Origin of the sequence: Prescottella sp. D32 (assembly GCF_037287305.1) — a bacterium.
GTDB classification, from domain to species: domain Bacteria; phylum Actinomycetota; class Actinomycetes; order Mycobacteriales; family Mycobacteriaceae; genus Prescottella; species Prescottella equi.
In genome coordinates, this window is record NZ_JARBSW010000005.1 from 19,471 (window position 1) to 35,658 (window position 16,188).

A 16,188-nucleotide genomic window follows, 5' to 3' on the forward strand; every position below is an offset into this window, starting at 1 on the left:
GGCTAGTCCTTCTCGACCAGGTAGTAGAGCGGCACACCGTCCCACCCGATCCGGACGTTCGTCACGTATTCGGACCAGCCGCCCGACGCGTTGCGGTTCCAGTTCGGCACCGCCGGCAGGTCGCGCAACAGGATCTGTTGTGCGTCGTCGATCAGCCGCTGCGATTCGACCGGATCGGTCGCCCCCGCCGACGCGCGCAGCAGAGCGTCGAACTCGGGATCGGAGTACTCGCCGTCGTTGGAACTACCTCCCGTCTGGTAGTTCTGCGCCAGGAACCCGTACTGCTGCGGGTAGTCGGCCTGCCAACCGGAACGGAACGCGGTCCGGATCGTCCGTTCGGTGGCCTCGGTGCGCAACTGCGCAAAGGTCGGGTACGGCGCACCGTGCGCGTCGATGCCGAGCGTGTTGCGAATGCTGTTGCAGACGGCGTCCACCCAGTCCTGATGGCCACCGTCGGAGTTGTAGGCGATCGCGAACGTCCCGCTCCACGGCGCGATGGCGTCGGCCTGCGCCCACAACGCCCGCGCGCGGTCGGGGGCGAAACTCAGGTTCGCGGATCCGGGCAGGTCCGGCGACCAACCGGGCACGGCGGGACTCGTGAAGTCGCGGGCCGGTGTGCGCGTACTCGCGAACAGTCGCTCGGTGATCCGGTCGCGGTCGATCGCCTGCGAGATCGCCTGCCGCCGCAGCCGCCCCTCCTCGCCGCCGAAGTGCGGCAGCCGCTCCGGGATGGTGAACGTCTCGATCGTCGCCGACGGCTGATTCACGGTCCGCCCGGGCAGGTCGTCCTCGAACGTGTCCAGTGCGCTGGCCGGGACGCCGTCGAGGACGTCGAGATTGTTCGACAGCAGGTCGGTGTACGCGGTGTCGAGACTGCTGTACATCACGAAGGTCACCCCTTCGTTCCGCGGCGTCCGCGGGCCCCGGTAGTCGGCGTTCACCGTGAGGTCGATGCGCACGTTGTGCTGCCACGCGTCGTCGCCCGCGAACCGGTACGGGCCGTTGCCGATCGGGTGCTGCCCGAACGCGGCCATGTCGGCGTACGCGGACCGCGGCAACGGGTAGTACGCGGCGAATCCCAGGCGTTTCGGGAACGCCGCCTCCGGTTGTTTCAGCGTGATCGTGAAGGTCTTGTCGCCGAGTACCTCGAGTCCGGACATCGTCGTCGCGGTCGGGTTCGACGCGGCCACCTCGTCGTAGCCCTCTATGGGGTCGAAGAACGAGGACTGCAGTTGGGCGTTGGTGGACAGCGCGCCGTAGTTCCATGCGTCGACGAACGAGTGCGCGGTGACGGGCGTGCCGTCGGTGAACGTCCAGCCGTTCTCGAGCGTCACGGTGTACCGCCGGCCGTCGACCGTCTCGATCGACTGCGCGACCTCGTTCTCCACGTCGCCGGCCGCGGTGTACGACACCAGGCCCGCGAAGATTGCGTCGAGCACCCGGCCGCCGGTGTTCTCGCCCGTGTCGGTGGGGATCAACGGGTTCTGCGGCTCACCACTCCACGCATAGACCGTGTGCGCGCTCGGGGCCGTCGCTCCGGCGCAGGCCGCGAGCAGCGCCGACACCAGCACCACGACAAGCGTCGACGCCACCGCAGCCGCCCAGCTCCGCCGAACAGTCACCGCCACCTCCCGAAACACTCGGTTGGTTCCTGCGACGATAAACAGCGCCGGCGCCGGCCGCCGCAGTCCCGCGCTCCCCGACCGGATCGGCACCTGTTCGAGGCCCGATCGCAACGTCCCCGCCGTGCGGCGACCGCCTGTCGCACCGTTTCGACCGATCGCCGCACACAGCGACCACTCCACGGGAGCGAATCGTGCAGCCACGGCCGCGTGTGACTACCCTCACACGTGCGACAACCGTCGATTTCGACCCGGAAAGAAGGCAAGCCGAGATGACGAGCAGTGCAACCGACGCACCCCAGGTGTACCCACCGAGCGCGGCCTTCGCGGCGGCAGCGAACGCAGGGCCCGAGTTGCAGGCCGAGGCGGACCGCGACCGGCTGGCTTTCTGGGACGTCCAGGCCCGGCGCCTGGATTGGGCCACCCCGTGGACCGAGGTCCTGGACTGGTCGGACGCCCCCGTCGCGAAGTGGTTCGTCGGCGGCAGCCTCAACGTCGCGTACAACTGCGTCGACCGGCACGTGCTGGCGGGCAACGGCGACCGCGTCGCGATCCACTTCGAGGGTGAGCCGGGCGACAGCCGCGACATCACCTACAACGACCTGCTTGCCGAAGTGAGCCGCGCGGCAAACACTTTCACCGAGCTGGGCCTCGTCGCCGGTGACCGCGTCGCCATCTACATGCCGATGATCCCCGAGGCGATCGTGACGATGCTCGCGTGCGCCCGGCTCGGCCTGACCCATTCGGTCGTCTTCGCCGGATTCTCGGCGACCGCGCTGCGCTCGCGCATCGACGACGCCGCCGCCAAGCTCGTCGTCACCGTCGACGGACAGTGGCGCCGCGGCCAGGCGGCCCCGATCAAACCCGCCGTCGACGAGGCCGTCGCGGATGCCGATTCCGTCCGGAACGTCTTGGTGGTCAAGCGGACCGGCATCGACGTCGACATCACCGACGGCCGTGACCTGTGGTGGCACGACACCGTCGAGAAGGCGTCGGACACGCACGAGGCGCAGGCGTTCGATGCCGAGCATCCCCTGTTCATCCTCTACACGTCCGGCACCACCGGTAAGCCGAAGGGCATCATCCACACCTCCGGCGGCTACCTGACGCAGGCGTCGTACACGCATCACAACGTGTTCGACCACAAGGCCGGACAGGACGTGTACTGGTGCACCGCCGACATCGGCTGGGTCACCGGACACAGCTACATCGTGTACGGCCCGCTGAGCAACGGCGTCACGCAGGTGGTCTACGAGGGCACCCCCAACTCCCCCGACGAGCACCGGCACTTCCAGATCATCGAGAAGTACGGCGTCACGATCTACTACACCGCGCCGACGCTGGTGCGCACGTTCATGAAGTGGGGCCGGGAGATCCCCGACGCCCACGACCTGTCGTCGATCCGGCTCCTCGGTTCGGTGGGTGAGCCCATCAATCCGGAGGCGTGGCGCTGGTTCCGCGACGTTATCGGCGGCGGCACGGCCCCGATCGTCGACACGTGGTGGCAGACCGAGACCGGCGCGATCATGATCTCGCCGCTGCCCGGCGTCACCGCCACCAAGCCCGGATCCGCCATGGCGCCGTTGCCCGGCATCTCCGCGAAGATCGTCGACGACGACGCCCACGAACTCGGCCCCGGTGGCAGTGGCTACCTGGTCCTCGACCAGCCGTGGCCGGCGATGCTGCGCGGCATCTGGGGCGACATGGAGCGCTACAAGGACACCTACTGGTCCCGATACGCCGAGGAGGGCTGGTACTTCGCCGGTGACGGCGCCAAGTACGACGAGGACGGCGCCCTGTGGGTGCTCGGCCGCGTCGACGACGTCATGAACGTCTCCGGGCACCGTATCTCCACGTCCGAGGTGGAGTCGGCGCTGGTGGGCCACCCGTCCATCGCCGAGGCCGCCGTCGTCGGAGCCGCCGACGAGACCACCGGTCAGGGCATCGTCGCGTTCGTGATCCTCCGCGAAGGCGCCGAGAACACGGGTGACACTCTGATCGCCGAGCTGCGCTCGCAGGTCTCCACCGACATCTCCCCGATCGCCAAGCCACGCCAGATCACCGTCGTCCCCGAGCTGCCCAAGACCCGCTCCGGCAAGATCATGCGCCGCCTGCTGCGCGATGTCGCCGAGGGCCGCGATCTCGGCGACACCTCGACCCTCGTCGATCCCAAGGTGTTCGACGCGATTCGCGGTAGGTAGATCCGCGGCGCAGGCACGAGAAGGGCTGTGGCCCCGAGGATCGATCCTCGGGGCCACAGCCCTTCTCGGCGCGTTCGCACTCCGGTCACGGAATGCGTGCGGACTCCTCTCGATACGCGAAGAAGTCGGGGGTCAGATCCACCCGCAGGCGGGTCAACCGGCGACGACTGATCAGCCAGTCGTCGCCGACCTTGCGGTACTCCTCGTGGTAGTGCCCGTAGCCGTGCAGATGCTCCTCGCTCGCGCCGTTGGTCCACCACAGCATGTCCTCCATGGCCCAGACACCCACGGCAGTCGTCTCCGATGTCAACGTGATCTCCGGAGTATGACCGTGATGAACGGACGTGACCGAGACGTTGCCGTCGAGCACGGCCCGAATCGCGTCGGTGAGCGCCTGCCGGCCGATCACCGGATTGTCCGGATCGAAGGTCTCGCTGACGACGTCCTCGGTGTGCACGCTGCCGTAGAGATCCCACTGCTTGGTGTCCATGATGCGGAGGCGGGAGGAGAAGACGCGTCGGATCGCTTCGATCGCCGCTGCCTGCTCGGCCGGCGGCATCCCGTCCGTCCCCACCACGACCCCCTCTGACTTGGTATCCATCCGTTCCGTCCTCCACTGTCTCGTCGTCGGCGAATTCACGCGCGAGGATTGCCGAACTGGCCGTTGAGCACCTTCGTGGGTGCGATGAACCGCATTTCGTCCTGATCCGGGTTGGGCCCGTGGTCGTCCGCGGTGAAGTGGTACCGCGAGAAGAACGCCGTAGACGCGTTCGTCTGGACCTCCTCGGTCTCGAGTGCCTCGGCAAGCTTCGCGGCATCGGTCGTGGTTCCCGCGTACTCGGCCGCGGCCGCGACGAGTGGGAAGGCGTCGTACTGGCCGGCGATCACCAGCGTCGACGAGATCGTGCCGAGCGACGCCATCGTGTCGACCATCCGGTTCACCGTCTCGGCGTCCGTGTCGTGAACCGTGCTGCCGAACACCTGGACCACGAGGTTCTCGCTCGCCGGGGTGCCGAGGACGCCTGCCGGTGGTTCGTTCGCGACCAGGTTCGTCGCGCCGACGGAGATGTTCCCGATCAACGGCACGTCCCAGTCGAGCCGCTGCATACTCTGCAGTACGTAGCCGAGCGGCGCGCCGTACGCATCCAACGCGATCGCCTTCGCACCGGCGTTCTTCAGGGCCTGCAGCTGCGCGGTCATGTCGAGGGCGGTCGCCTCGTACTCCTCGTTACCGGCCTGTTCGAGACCCGCATCCTTCAGCGCGCTCGTCATCTCCTTGCCGAACGACTCTCCGTACGCGGTGCTGCCGTGCACCACACCGATGTCATCGTAACCCTTCTCCTTCGCGAAACCGACGATCCCCCGCGCACTTTCGGTGGGGCCCACACCGACGTCGAAGTTGAGCGGGAACTTCGACGGGTCGGTCGAATCCGAGGTCGGTGCCACCCCGAACGAAAGGATGTCGTTCTGCTTCAGGATCGGCAGAACCGCGGCACTCACCGCGGACGGGCCCGAACTCAGGTACAGATCCGGCTTCTGCGCGGTGATCGCCTTGCGCAGTTCGGTGACGGCCTTCGTCGGATCCCCTCCGTCGTCGACGACGGTCAGCTCGATCCGGCGGCCACCGATGCCGCCGGCCTCGTTCTGCACCTGCGCACCGGCCTTCGCCGCGAGAATCGACGTCTGCGCGTTGGCTGCGAGCGCCCCCTGCGCGCTGATCCCGCCGGTGACGAGCACACGGTACGGCTCGTCCGCCCCGTCCGACTCGGCGGGATCCGCAGTGCCGCAGCTCACGAGGAGAAGGGTGGACACAGCAGCTGCCACCAGCGCCGGAGCGTGCCGCGCGGTCAGTCGTCCCGCGCGCGAAGCTGCAACCGGTGCCATTACGCACTCACCTCGATCCCCATCCGTGTGAGCATCTCCCGAGGATCCGGTGGCGGTGTCAGTCCGACCAACTGGCCGGCCCTCTGCGCCGCGACCGCGGCACACTTCTCGTCGTCGGAGAACACCCAGAAATCTCCACGCGCGATGGCCTCCGTCATGTGTGCGGCCGCTTCGACCGGGTCGAGCCCCGATTCGACGTTGTCGCGCTGCATCGCCTCGAAGACGGCGTTGGCGGTGTCGTTCTCGCACGGAGAAGCCTCCTGAGCAGCCAGGAAGATCTGGCTCCGAATGGAGTGCGGCAGCACCGCCGACACCTGGATCGGCGCGTCCACGAGGGACAATTCCTGATGGAGACATTCGGTCATCGCCAGCACGGCGTGCTTACTGGTGATGTACGGAGCTTGGACCGCAACGCTTTTCAGGCCGCCCACCGAAGACAGGTTGGCGATGCACGCCGGAGCGTCGGCCGCGATCATGCGTGGAACGAAGGATCTCAGACAGTAGAAGACACCGTCCACATTGATCTCCATGACGCGCTTCCAGCGTTCGACCCCGACTTCCCACAGGAGCCCGGCATTCTCCACTCCCGCGTTGTTCACGAGCAGTTCGACGGTGCCGTGCCGCGCGAAGACGTCCGCCGCCATCGCGTCGACGGCGGCCGGATCCGTCACGTCGAGTCGGTAGTGTTCCGCGACGCCTCCCGATCTCTCGACGTCCGCCGCGACAGCTGCCGCGCGACTCTCGTCGATGTCGGCGATGACGACCGTCATGCCGAGACCGGCAAGGTGTCGGACGAACCCCTCGCCGATCCCCGCGGCGCCACCCGTGACGACTGCTGTGCCCGTCGAGAATCTGACCTGGGCTATGGACACTGCCCCTCCTAGTTCTTGTGCTCCGACAGGCGGTACCGGCCGGGGTTTGCTTGCAATCGACCGGTCACGTCCCGGCGCGCGGACTCGCCAGGATCGGGGCAAGGAATGCCACCGTGCGGTCGAAGACGTTGCGCGCCTGAGGAAGAGCCCCGAGCATGGTCGCGAAGCCGTGCATCACACCCTCGTAGCGCATCAGGTTCACGTCGACACCTGCGGCGGCGAGCCGCTGCGCATACGCCTCCGTCGCGTCTCTGGTCGGATCGACCTCCGCGGTGACGACGAAGGTGGGCGGCAGACCCGTGAGATCGCGGGCGAGACCCGGACTGACGTCCGGAAACTGTCGCGATTGCGGGTCCGGCGCGTACAGGTCCCAGAACCATTCGCAGTCTTCCGGGGACGCGATCAGGCACCGTTGCTCCGGGTTCGACACACGCATCTCGGCTGCGCCGTAGAAACTCACCTGCGCGACGGGCAGCGAACCCGCCGAGTCACGCAACTGTTGGGTCAGGGCGAAGGTGAGTGTGCCGCCGGCACTCTCACCCGCAACCACCGCACGTGTCACATCGGCGGGCACCTCCGGAGGCCCGGACACCAGCCAATCCCAGACGATCCGGCAGTCCTCGAGTGCGGCCGGGTGCGGATGCTCGGGTGCCAATCGGTAGTCGACCGAAACGACGACCACGCCCGCCGCCAGGCTCAGCTTCCGCAGGTATTCGGAGTTCTGATCCAGACCACCGAACACACATCCCCCGCTGTGCAGCCACATGACGACCGGCAGCGACTCCTCGTCCGTCGGTCGATAGACGCGCACCGGCACCCCACCGGCCGCTGAGGGAACGACCACGTCACGCACGGAATGGATCTCGGTCGTCGGTGCGGTCATCCGGGCCGCATAGGAAGCCCGCAGTTCTCCCACGGAGGAGGTGTGCATCGGCAACTTCATGTCGGCCGCGATGCCGTCGATCAAGCGCTGAGCATCAGCCGTGAGCGCCATGATCGTCTCCCACCCCCACCGAAGCTCCTGCGGACAGATCCGCATAGCGGACGGAGTCACGCGTATCGAGTACCACCTCGAGCTCGCTGAGTCGCGGCGCACCGTCGACACCCGCACGTATCGCTCCTCGGACGATGCCGCTCGACAAGTTGAAGGGCTTGCCGTCAACGATCTTGGTGACGAAGATGTAGGAGGAGAAGGTGGTCTCCGTGCCGTCGGAGCCGGTGACGAAGACGTTCGTTCCGTTGTGCCGCAGAGGATACGGACTGTCCTTGCGGTGCGCCTCCTGCCAGGCCATGACCGCGTCCACACCGTTCAGGTCCGCGCGGATGAAGTCCTCGTAGTCGGTGGCGCCCGTATCGCTTCGACACACGAAGTGGAAGTCGTCGGTCGCCATGGCGCGAAGCACGTCGGGGGTCCACTCGTCGTAGTGGAACCACCACTTGGCCACTGTCTGCGCCACGGCCTCGGGCGCAATCTCCAGCTGACTCATGTGTCCTCTTTCGTCGTCGATCAAAGGCCTGCCGGCAGGATGTTCGGGTTGGCCCACTCCGGCGGTTCCCGGCGGGGTAGTTCGGTTCGGCCGTCGAGCGTCATCACGGGAAGGTTCTGGCTCCACGGGTAGTGGAGACTGAAGGCGACGTGGCCGGTTCGCTCCGCAGCAGGCAACGTGCACATCGCCAACACCGTCTGGGCCAGGTATTCGACGGGCTCCGTCTCGTAGCCCTCCGGGATCAGGGACGCCGCACCCGGCGTCATGATCGCCGTGGACGGGCCCACCGCGTTGACCGCGATGCCGGCGTCGAGGACCTCGGCTGCGAGCCCCTGGGTGAAGCGGTGGACAGCCGCCTTCATCGAGCCGTAGATCACGTCACCCGAGATCTTGTTGTACTCCCGGAACGGGCGGACAGGGGCCAGCCCGGTCACGGATCCGATGTTGACGATCCAGCCCGCCCCCTGCTTTCGCATGTGTGGGATGGCGGCACGCGACAGCGCGAAAGGCACACGAAGGTAATGGTCGACCGTGCGATCGAACGTCGCCGTTTCCATCTCCTCGACCAACGAGTAGTCGGCGAATCCCGCGTTGTTCACCAATATGTCGATGCTGCCGACACTGTCGACAACCTTGTCCACCAATTGATCCCGCGCCTGTGCGTCCTCGAGATCCGCGGGAATGGCGACGGCCCGACCGCCGGCCTCCTCGATGAGGGACACCGTCTCGTCGAGACTACCCGCGACAGCCGCCTTGCGGCCTGCCCGGACCGACTCCGACACCCCCCGGGATCGCGCGGTCACCACCACGGTCGCGCCCTCCGCCGCCAAGCGCTGAGCCACCGCACGTCCGATTCCCCTGCTGCTGCCCGTGACCAGGGCAGTCCTACCTGTCAACGACGGCGCCATGCTTCCTCCACACCAATAGATCGCTCTCCACGTGACGCGAGTCGACGCCCGAGCAGTTCCACAATCTGTTGAGCGACAGCATCGTCCGCGGCCCGGGGAGGCGCCCAGTACTGCTGTCCACTCAGCGGACGAGATTCCTCCGGGTCACACCGGCACCCTCGCCACGGGGGCTTTTGTTCGACACCAGCGTGTGGCAGACTCTGCCACCTAGACAGAAGCTGCCAAGGAGATGCGACCTCGTCTCCAGCGCCCTTCTCCTGTCGCCGAGCAGGCCCACCGTTCACGTTGCGCGGATCGGAGCAGCATGAAGAACCCGCACACCTCCCGTTCGACCACTGTCGCCCGAACGACGTTGCTCGACAGGATCGGGACGGTCCTCGACGCATTCGGATCGAACAGCCCCCTGACCGGCTGCGACATCATGGACTCCACCCGCCTTCCACGCACCTCGACCTATCGGATCCTCGAACAACTCGTAGCGATCGGATGGCTCGAGCGGGAGGGTAATACGCACCGCCTGGGAACCCGTCTGGTGGAACTCGGCTCGCTGGCCCTCGATCAGGACCCCCTCGCGCAGGCAGCCGAGCCGCACCTGCTTCGCCTCCATCGGAGGACCGGGCTGGTGGTCCACCTCGCCGTCCTCGACGGCACCGATGTCGTCTACCTCCGCAAGGTCGGAGACACCCTCGACCGACTGTCGCCGACACGCACGGGTTTACGGGTGCCCGCCGCAGGAAGCGTGCTGGGGGAGGCACTGCTCGGCTGCGCCGACGCCGGGGCCCACCACCCTGTCAAGACAACATCGGAGATCGACGGCGGTGACGGCGAACTGGCACACATCGTCGCCCGGGTCGCTCCCCGAGGTGGCACGACGGCCGCAGTGTCCGTCTGTGGCCCGTCCCGTCTCTCCCCCCTCGCCACCCAGGCCCGCGCCGCAGTCCGGGAAACGGCCGTAGCGATACTCCGCGACCTGCACCGCCCGGGCCTGCGACGCAGAGGTCCGCGGCCGCCCGGGCCGGGCGCGAATTCGGGCGACGCCGACCTGTCCATCCACTGAACACATGCCCTTCACACCGGAGGGCCACCGGCCGGATCATGCGGATCAACAGCCGTGTCACCGGCGCATACATGCAAACGGAGGAACGATGACCACAGACGCGACAGATGTGCCGCAGACCGAAGAGGTCCGGATGATCGAGGCCGCCGCGGCGCCCACCCGCTTCGCGCGCGGCTGGCACTGCCTCGGTCTCATCCGGGACTTCAAGGACGGCAAGCCGCACTCGATCGAGGCGTTCGGCACCAAGCTGGTCGTGTTCGCCGACAGCAAGGGCGAGCTCAACGTCCTCGACGCCTACTGCCGCCACATGGGCGGCGACCTGAGCCAGGGCGAGATCAAGGGCGACACCATCGCCTGTCCGTTCCACGACTGGCGCTGGAACGGCAAGGGCAAGTGCACCGACATCCCCTACGCCCGACGCGTTCCCCCGGTCGCCAAGACCCGCGCGTGGACCACGCTCGAGCGCAACGGCCAGCTGTACGTCTGGAACGACCCGCAGGGCAACCCGCCGCCGGCCGACGTCACGATCCCCGAGATCGCGGAGTACGGCACCGACGAGTGGACCGACTGGACCTGGAACTCGATCCGCATCGAGGGTTCACACTGTCGGGAGATCGTCGACAACGTCGTCGACATGGCGCACTTCTTCTACGTCCACTACGCCTTCCCGAAGTACTTCAAGAACGTCTTCGAAGGACACATCGCGACGCAGTACATGCGCTCACAGCCGCGCGGCGACGTCATGCTCGGCACCAACTACGACGGGAACCCGGACGCCGAAGGGCGTTCGGAAGCATCCTATTTCGGTCCTTCGTACATGATCGACTGGCTCGAGAACGACTCCGCCGGACACACGATGAGGACGATCCTCATCAACTGCCACTACCCCGTGACCGACAACTCGTTCGTCCTCCAGTACGGCGTCATCGTGGAGAAGATCCCCGGACTGTCCGACGCGGAAACCGCCGCCGTGGCCGCGGAGTTCGCCAAGGGCGTCGAAATCGGATTCGAGCAGGACGTCGAGATCTGGAAGAACAAGGCGCCCATCGACAACCCGCTGCTGTCGGAGGAGGACGGGCCGGTCTACCAGCTGCGCCGCTGGTACCAGCAGTTCTACGTCGATGTCGAAGACATCACGGAAGACATGACCAAGCGCTTCGAGTTCGAGATCGACACCACCCGGGCGGTCGAGAGCTGGAAGAAGGAAGTCGCCGAGAACATCGCGCTGCGTACCGGCAGCGCCGCCGAGTAGAACGACATTCGAGAAGAGACCTGAAGACATGACGTACGAAGTACTTTCGCGGGTCGAGGCCATGGCCGACGACCTGTTCGCCGAAGGCGTCGAAGCGGATCGGCTGGGCAGACTCGCGGACGAATCCGCGAAGAAGATGAAGGAAGCCGGGTTGATCCGGATGCTCCAGCCGAAGGAGCACGGAGGCCTCGAGGTCCATCCGCGCGAATTCGCGGAGACCGTCATGCGCACGGCGTCGCTGAATCCGTCGGCCGGCTGGGTCCACGGCATCGTCGGCGTGCACCCGTGGCAGCTGGCCTTCGCCGACCCCAAGGTCCAGCAGGAGGTCTGGGGCAAGGATCAGGACACGTGGCTCGCGTCGCCGTACATGCCCGGCGGCATGTGCGTGCCGGTCGACGGCGGATACAGGCTCTCGGGCCGCTGGTCGTTCTCCTCCGGCACCGATCACTGCGACTGGGCCTTTCTCGGCGCCTGGCTCGCCGACGACGAGGGCCGGATGGTGATGCCCCCGACCGGCCTGCACGTGATCATCCCGCGCACCGACTACGAGATCATCGAGGACTCCTGGGACGTCGTGGGTCTGCGCGGCACCGGCTCGAAGGATCTGGTCATCGAGGACGCGTTCGTGCCGGATTACCGCGTCATGAACGCCGCCGAGGTCATGGACGGCACCGCGGTGCGCAAGTACGGCCGCACCGAGACGCTCTACCTGATGCCGTGGTCCAACATGTTCCCGCTCGGCATCACGTCGGCCACGATCGGCATCTGCGAGGGCCTGCTTCACCATGCCAACGAGTATCAGCGCGAACGAATCAGCCCGACCGGGGCCCCGATGAAGGACGACCCGTACACGATGTATGCGGTCGGTGAGGCCACCGCCCAGCTGCGTGCGGCCCGGGACTCGCTGCTGGCCAACGTCGATCGCATGTGGGATCTGGTGGAAGCCGGCAGGACCCCGACGTTCGAGCAGCGCGCGCAGGGGAGGCTTACCCAGGTCAACGCGGCCTGGCAGGCCGTCACGGCGATGGACCAGGTCTACGCCCGCTGCGGCGGAAACGCGCTGCGCATGGACAAGCCGATGCAGCGCTTCTGGCGTGACGCCCATGCGGGCCTGCATCACGGCATTCACGTGCCCGGAACCACCTTCCACGCAGCCTCGCTGGCGAACCTCGGAGTGGACCCGCAGGGCCCGCTCCGAATGATGATCTGACAGAGATTCCGAAACATCAACGGAGACAATCCATGACAAACCCCATCGTCGGGGGCTTCGGCACCGACATCCGCGCCCTGGGCTACGTGACCGTCCAGACCGACGACATCGAGCGCTGGCGCACCTTCGCGTTCGACGTCCTCGGCTTCGCGGAGGGCTCCGGGCCGGACCCCGAGGCCCTCTACCTGCGCATGGACGAGCGCGCCGCCCGCATCGTGGTCGTACCCGGAGCGGACGACCGCGTCGTCACCGTCGGCTGGGAGGTCCGCGACCACGCCGCCCTCACCCGAGTGCGGACCGCAGTCGAGGCGGCCGGGATCGCGGTCAAGCCCCTTTCAGTCGAGGAGGCCGACGCCCGCCGCGTCGAGGAGGTCATCACCTTCCAGGATCCCGGCGGGGCCACGCTCGAGATCTTCCACGGCGCGGTTCTCGACCACAGTCCGGTCGTCACCCCGTTCGGCGCCAAGTTCGTCACCGGCGCACAAGGTCTCGGCCACGTCGTACTACCGGTGACCGATCTGCAGGGCACCTTCGACTTCTACACCGAGGTCCTCGGCTTCCTGCCGCGCGGCGCCTTCCGCCTGCCTGCCCCACCCGAGTACGGGCCGATCCGCGTTCGATTCCTCGGGGTCAACCAGCGGCACCACAGCCTCGCGTTGATCCCGGCGCCGAGGGAAGGGGCGCCCGGTCTCATCCACGTCATGGTCGAGGTCGACTCGCTCGACGCCGTCGGCCAGGCCCTCGACCGCGTCGTGAAGGGCGGATTCCCGGTGTCCTCGACGCTGGGCCGCCACACCAACGACAAGATGGTGTCCTTCTACGTCCGTGCGCCCGGCGGCTGGGACGTCGAGTTCGGCACCGACGGGCACCTGGTGGACGAGACGTTCTACACGTCCGAGGAGATCACCGCCGACAGCTACTGGGGCCACGATCTGTCGGGTGGCGAGCTACCCGCGGCTCTGCTGTAGGCACGTTCGCGTCACCGACGCGCATCACCGAAAGGAGGGGCCCCGTCCGAACCGGACGTGGCCCCTCCTTTCGCGTCCCCACATCAGTGGCCGCAGTGACTGCGCCATCCCCCGGCGATCGCCTCGAGCGCCCTGATGTGGAGCCTGCGCAACTCGTCGACCCCCGTGTCCGGCTGGGCGAGAATCCACTCGGTGTACGCCGATCGCGACGCCGTCAGGATCAGGATGGCGGTCGTCCTGCGGGTGAAGTCGTCGCCGGGATGAACCGACCTCTCGCGAAGCCAGTCGGCGAGTACCGAGACGACACAGTCGTCGACACTCTCCCACCGCAGGCGGTACTCGGGCGTCCGAATGAGCAGTTCGAGCAGTTCTCGCCGATCTTCGAGATCGGTCGCGAGTTCCTCGGTCAGAGCGTCCACCAGCGCGTCCACGACGCCGGTGCTCGCCCCTGCCGACTCGGCGAGAGCACCGAGGAGACGGTCCATAGACCGTTCCAGCAGCGGCATGACGATGTCCGCCTTGGTGGGGAAGTGGCGATAGAAGGTGCGTTCGGAAACCCCTGCTCGCTGCGCGATCGCCTCCACGGTCACGGACGTCGAGTGATTCTCGACGAACAGATCCCGTGCCGCCGTCGCGACGGCCAAGCGGACGTCGGCATGCCGACGTTCGACGAGTGTCGCGGCCCGGCCACCCTGCATTGTCATTCCTTCCGCCCTCGTTTCCGCCGGAGGACCGTGAGCCGGCGATCCCGGGTGGGATGCCCGGTTCGACATGTCGGCCGAAACCCGCCGACGAACGTCGCCCATTCTAGGGTGCAACGAGGAACCCGCGGAACCGCTGGTGATCATCGGAACTCCTTGCTGCAGTTGGAAGCGCGCCGACATCAGGCTCGGCTCCCCTTCACCGGCCCACGGGCTGTCCCGGCGCGGCACCGGACTCGCCGACGGGACGAGAGACCGAGTTCCGGCGTTCCCATCGGGGGCCCTGCTGTGCCGCGGTCCAGATGGCACGGGAGGCCTGCCGCAGGTGTACGACGAGTTCGGCTTGACGCATCCGCTCGACGGGCCCCCACAGCGACAACGCGGTGGTGGCGTGATCGGCAGGGCCGACCTGTACCGCCATCGACATCGATCCGAGGTAGTACTCCTCGCGGGTCGTGGCGATACCGGTTTCCCGAATCCGCTGGAGTTCGCGATCGAGACCCTGTTGAGAGGTGATGCTGTACCGGGTTTTCGGGGTCACCCCGGTGAAATCGATGCCCGGCCGTGCCTCCGCCGGAAGACATGCCAGGAGCATCTTCCCCGACGCGGTCTGGTGGGCGGGATGCGCGATTCCCCGACGCAACGGGGCGGCCCAGTCGGTCCACACCTCGTCGATGAACACCACGTCGGGACCCGACAGAGTGGCCAGATAGACGCTCATCCCGGTCGCGCGGCTGAGCCTCGACATGTAGGGCATCGCGATCTGATGGACCTCGTGTTGGGCGAGAGCGACACTGCCGAGCTCGAAGAGCTTGAGCCCCACCCGGTAGTCGAACCCGTCCCGCCTGATCACGCCCAACTCCACCAGCCGTTGCAGCAGCCGATGCACGGACGACCGAGGCAGACCCGTCCGATGCGCGATCCGCGACGAGGTCAGCGCCTCGGATCCGGAGAACGCACTCAGGACCGAGATCACTCGGTCGACGACGGCGTGGGGGGAATCATCGCGGCTGATCACAGTCAACACGACCTCCAAGGCAGTTCCTGTCTGTTTGGCAGATCCTGCCATACGGTGACGCGCATCACAACAACCGGGTGGCGGGGACGCCTCGAACTGCCGCCTCGCTCGCGCCGTACCTGGTCCGATCCCGCGATCTCCACACCGGATCGGTCGAACGCCAGATGCTGTTCGCGGCAGCCCGAAGAGGTGCGACATGTCGAGAGTCGAAGTGCACGTGCGCGCGAGGACCGGAGATCCCGACCGCGGCGACCGCACCGGGAGGCCCCACCGGGACGGCGATGGCGCCGTATCCCCTCCGGTCGTCCCATTCGTAGGCCGCGCCGGCGCGGCGGATCCCTTCGTACTCGCGCTCCCCACCGAGCGTGTTCGCCAGAAGGGCGCGCCCGATCGCGTTGTCGCGGGCCGGACATCGCCCTCCGACACGGGTCGGCACCGGTTCTGCCGGGCATCGCCCGAGCTTCTCCAGGCAAACGACGTCGCGACCTGCGAGAACCGCGAGATGAACCACCAGTCGCGTCGACCGGTGCAGCTCGTGCAGGAAGGGAAGCGCAGCGGCACGGAGCCTGTCCTGGTGCAGAGCCAGCGAACCGAGCTCGATCAACCCGAGTCCCAGCGAATACCGTCGGCCGTCCCGGCGGAGCCACCGCATCCGCACGAGACGCACGATCATCCGATGGGCTGACGAGCGTGGGAGTCCCGTGCGCCTCACGACGTCCGTCAGAGTCAACTGCCCGCCCCTGTCGAATGCTCCGAGCACGAGCACGGCCCGGTCCAGAACGGCGCCGGGAACGCCGTCCCCGTCGTCCGGACCCGGACTCGCTCCCCCGGGCGTCTCCCTCACACCGCCCCGACCGACTCGGGGGTGGCCCCTCCCGGGTGATCCGCTGGAGTGACGGCCCAGGCCCGGCCCAGGACGCCGACGAACTGCGGCGGCACACGAGGTGTCGTGGGATGGCAGGCGGATGCCGTCATGCGCGTTCCTTTCGGGCGTTCGGACCGGTGCGG

16 protein-coding genes are annotated in these 16,188 nt (G+C 67.3%); 5 read left to right on the forward strand and 11 right to left on the reverse strand.

Translation table 11 applies throughout. The features are described from left to right. Nucleotides 1-2 precede the first annotated feature (2 nt). The gene (locus PSS76_RS19295) at nucleotides 3-1,622 is read right to left on the reverse strand and encodes a peptide ABC transporter substrate-binding protein (protein ID WP_013414744.1); all 1,620 of its coding nucleotides are present in this window, start codon (nucleotides 1,620-1,622) and stop codon (nucleotides 3-5) included. A gap of 272 nt (nucleotides 1,623-1,894) precedes the next feature. Here PSS76_RS19295 and acs point away from each other — a divergent pair, with 272 nt between their 5' ends. Continuing rightward, nucleotides 1,895-3,823, forward strand: a complete 1,929-nt coding sequence (gene acs / locus PSS76_RS19300) for an acetate--CoA ligase (RefSeq protein ID WP_238774361.1) — start codon at nucleotides 1,895-1,897, stop codon at nucleotides 3,821-3,823. 85 nt (nucleotides 3,824-3,908) lie between these two features. On the opposite strand, the gene PSS76_RS19305 is transcribed toward acs, so the two are convergent. From PSS76_RS19305 to PSS76_RS19330, 6 genes are all read right to left on the reverse strand, one after another. Continuing rightward, entirely contained in the window at nucleotides 3,909-4,424 is a 516-nt protein-coding gene (locus PSS76_RS19305) for a nuclear transport factor 2 family protein (protein ID WP_069854782.1), read from the reverse strand. Between the two features lie 35 nt (nucleotides 4,425-4,459). Continuing rightward, nucleotides 4,460-5,707 carry an ABC transporter substrate-binding protein gene (locus tag PSS76_RS19310; RefSeq protein ID WP_064058310.1) on the reverse strand — a complete coding sequence of 416 codons (1,248 nt, stop codon included), beginning with the start codon at nucleotides 5,705-5,707 and terminating at the stop codon, nucleotides 4,460-4,462. Continuing rightward, nucleotides 5,707-6,579: an SDR family NAD(P)-dependent oxidoreductase gene (locus PSS76_RS19315; RefSeq protein ID WP_022593874.1), complete on the reverse strand. Its 873-nt coding sequence runs from the start codon at nucleotides 6,577-6,579 to the stop codon at nucleotides 5,707-5,709. Before PSS76_RS19315 ends, PSS76_RS19310 begins: the two co-directional genes overlap by 1 nt. Nucleotides 6,580-6,643: 64 nt before the next feature. Then, nucleotides 6,644-7,573 carry an alpha/beta hydrolase gene (locus PSS76_RS19320; protein WP_022593872.1) on the reverse strand — a complete coding sequence of 310 codons (930 nt, stop codon included), beginning with the start codon at nucleotides 7,571-7,573 and terminating at the stop codon, nucleotides 6,644-6,646. After that, nucleotides 7,557-8,066 carry a nuclear transport factor 2 family protein gene (locus PSS76_RS19325; protein ID WP_081206591.1) on the reverse strand — a complete coding sequence of 170 codons (510 nt, stop codon included), beginning with the start codon at nucleotides 8,064-8,066 and terminating at the stop codon, nucleotides 7,557-7,559. Before PSS76_RS19325 ends, PSS76_RS19320 begins: the two co-directional genes overlap by 17 nt. Nucleotides 8,067-8,086: 20 nt before the next feature. Then, on the reverse strand, nucleotides 8,087-8,974 hold the full coding sequence (locus tag PSS76_RS19330; protein ID WP_064058307.1) for an SDR family NAD(P)-dependent oxidoreductase: 888 nt from the start codon (nucleotides 8,972-8,974) through the stop codon (nucleotides 8,087-8,089). Nucleotides 8,975-9,278: 304 nt separating this feature from the next. Between PSS76_RS19330 and PSS76_RS19335 the strand changes: the two genes are divergently transcribed. The 4 genes from PSS76_RS19335 to bphC all read left to right on the forward strand — a co-directional run bounded on the left by PSS76_RS19335 (nucleotide 9,279) and on the right by bphC (nucleotide 13,461). Continuing rightward, nucleotides 9,279-10,031 carry an IclR family transcriptional regulator gene (locus PSS76_RS19335; RefSeq protein WP_337456544.1) on the forward strand — a complete coding sequence of 251 codons (753 nt, stop codon included), beginning with the start codon at nucleotides 9,279-9,281 and terminating at the stop codon, nucleotides 10,029-10,031. Between the two features lie 88 nt (nucleotides 10,032-10,119). Further along, nucleotides 10,120-11,283, forward strand: a complete 1,164-nt coding sequence (locus PSS76_RS19340; RefSeq protein WP_005515833.1) for a 3-ketosteroid-9-alpha-monooxygenase, oxygenase component — start codon at nucleotides 10,120-10,122, stop codon at nucleotides 11,281-11,283. 28 nt (nucleotides 11,284-11,311) lie between these two features. Beyond that, on the forward strand, nucleotides 11,312-12,493 hold the full coding sequence (locus PSS76_RS19345; protein WP_069854778.1) for an acyl-CoA dehydrogenase family protein: 1,182 nt from the start codon (nucleotides 11,312-11,314) through the stop codon (nucleotides 12,491-12,493). Between the two features lie 32 nt (nucleotides 12,494-12,525). Next, nucleotides 12,526-13,461 (forward strand): biphenyl-2,3-diol 1,2-dioxygenase, encoded by a 936-nt coding sequence (gene bphC, locus PSS76_RS19350; protein WP_005515836.1) that lies wholly within the window; start codon nucleotides 12,526-12,528, stop codon nucleotides 13,459-13,461. Nucleotides 13,462-13,544: 83 nt separating this feature from the next. On the opposite strand, the gene PSS76_RS19355 is transcribed toward bphC, so the two are convergent. The 4 genes from PSS76_RS19355 to PSS76_RS19370 form a co-directional block, all read right to left on the reverse strand. Beyond that, nucleotides 13,545-14,165: a TetR/AcrR family transcriptional regulator gene (locus tag PSS76_RS19355; protein WP_157419552.1), complete on the reverse strand. Its 621-nt coding sequence runs from the start codon at nucleotides 14,163-14,165 to the stop codon at nucleotides 13,545-13,547. A 196-nt stretch (nucleotides 14,166-14,361) separates the two neighbouring features. Then, nucleotides 14,362-15,180 (reverse strand): IclR family transcriptional regulator, encoded by an 819-nt coding sequence (locus PSS76_RS19360; RefSeq protein WP_226347542.1) that lies wholly within the window; start codon nucleotides 15,178-15,180, stop codon nucleotides 14,362-14,364. Nucleotides 15,181-15,244: 64 nt separating this feature from the next. Then, entirely contained in the window at nucleotides 15,245-16,024 is a 780-nt protein-coding gene (locus PSS76_RS19365) for an IclR family transcriptional regulator (protein WP_069854777.1), read from the reverse strand. Next, nucleotides 16,021-16,155, reverse strand: a complete 135-nt coding sequence (locus tag PSS76_RS19370) for a hypothetical protein (protein ID WP_258013601.1) — start codon at nucleotides 16,153-16,155, stop codon at nucleotides 16,021-16,023. Before PSS76_RS19370 ends, PSS76_RS19365 begins: the two co-directional genes overlap by 4 nt. Nucleotides 16,156-16,188: the final 33 nt, after the last annotated feature.

Coding starts and splice junctions, on each gene's coding strand:
- acs (WP_238774361.1), top strand. CDS start 1,895: ATGACGAGCAGTGCAACCGACGCACCCCAGGTGTACCCACCGAGCGCG.
- PSS76_RS19305 (WP_069854782.1), bottom strand. CDS start 4,424: ATGGATACCAAGTCAGAGGGGGTCGTGGTGGGGACGGACGGGATGCCG.
- PSS76_RS19310 (WP_064058310.1), bottom strand. CDS start 5,707: ATGGCACCGGTTGCAGCTTCGCGCGCGGGACGACTGACCGCGCGGCAC.
- PSS76_RS19320 (WP_022593872.1), bottom strand. CDS start 7,573: ATGGCGCTCACGGCTGATGCTCAGCGCTTGATCGACGGCATCGCGGCC.
- PSS76_RS19325 (WP_081206591.1), bottom strand. CDS start 8,066: ATGAGTCAGCTGGAGATTGCGCCCGAGGCCGTGGCGCAGACAGTGGCC.
- PSS76_RS19330 (WP_064058307.1), bottom strand. CDS start 8,974: ATGGCGCCGTCGTTGACAGGTAGGACTGCCCTGGTCACGGGCAGCAGC.
- PSS76_RS19335 (WP_337456544.1), top strand. CDS start 9,279: ATGAAGAACCCGCACACCTCCCGTTCGACCACTGTCGCCCGAACGACG.
- PSS76_RS19340 (WP_005515833.1), top strand. CDS start 10,120: ATGACCACAGACGCGACAGATGTGCCGCAGACCGAAGAGGTCCGGATG.
- PSS76_RS19345 (WP_069854778.1), top strand. CDS start 11,312: ATGACGTACGAAGTACTTTCGCGGGTCGAGGCCATGGCCGACGACCTG.
- bphC (WP_005515836.1), top strand. CDS start 12,526: ATGACAAACCCCATCGTCGGGGGCTTCGGCACCGACATCCGCGCCCTG.
- PSS76_RS19355 (WP_157419552.1), bottom strand. CDS start 14,165: ATGACAATGCAGGGTGGCCGGGCCGCGACACTCGTCGAACGTCGGCAT.
- PSS76_RS19370 (WP_258013601.1), bottom strand. CDS start 16,155: ATGACGGCATCCGCCTGCCATCCCACGACACCTCGTGTGCCGCCGCAG.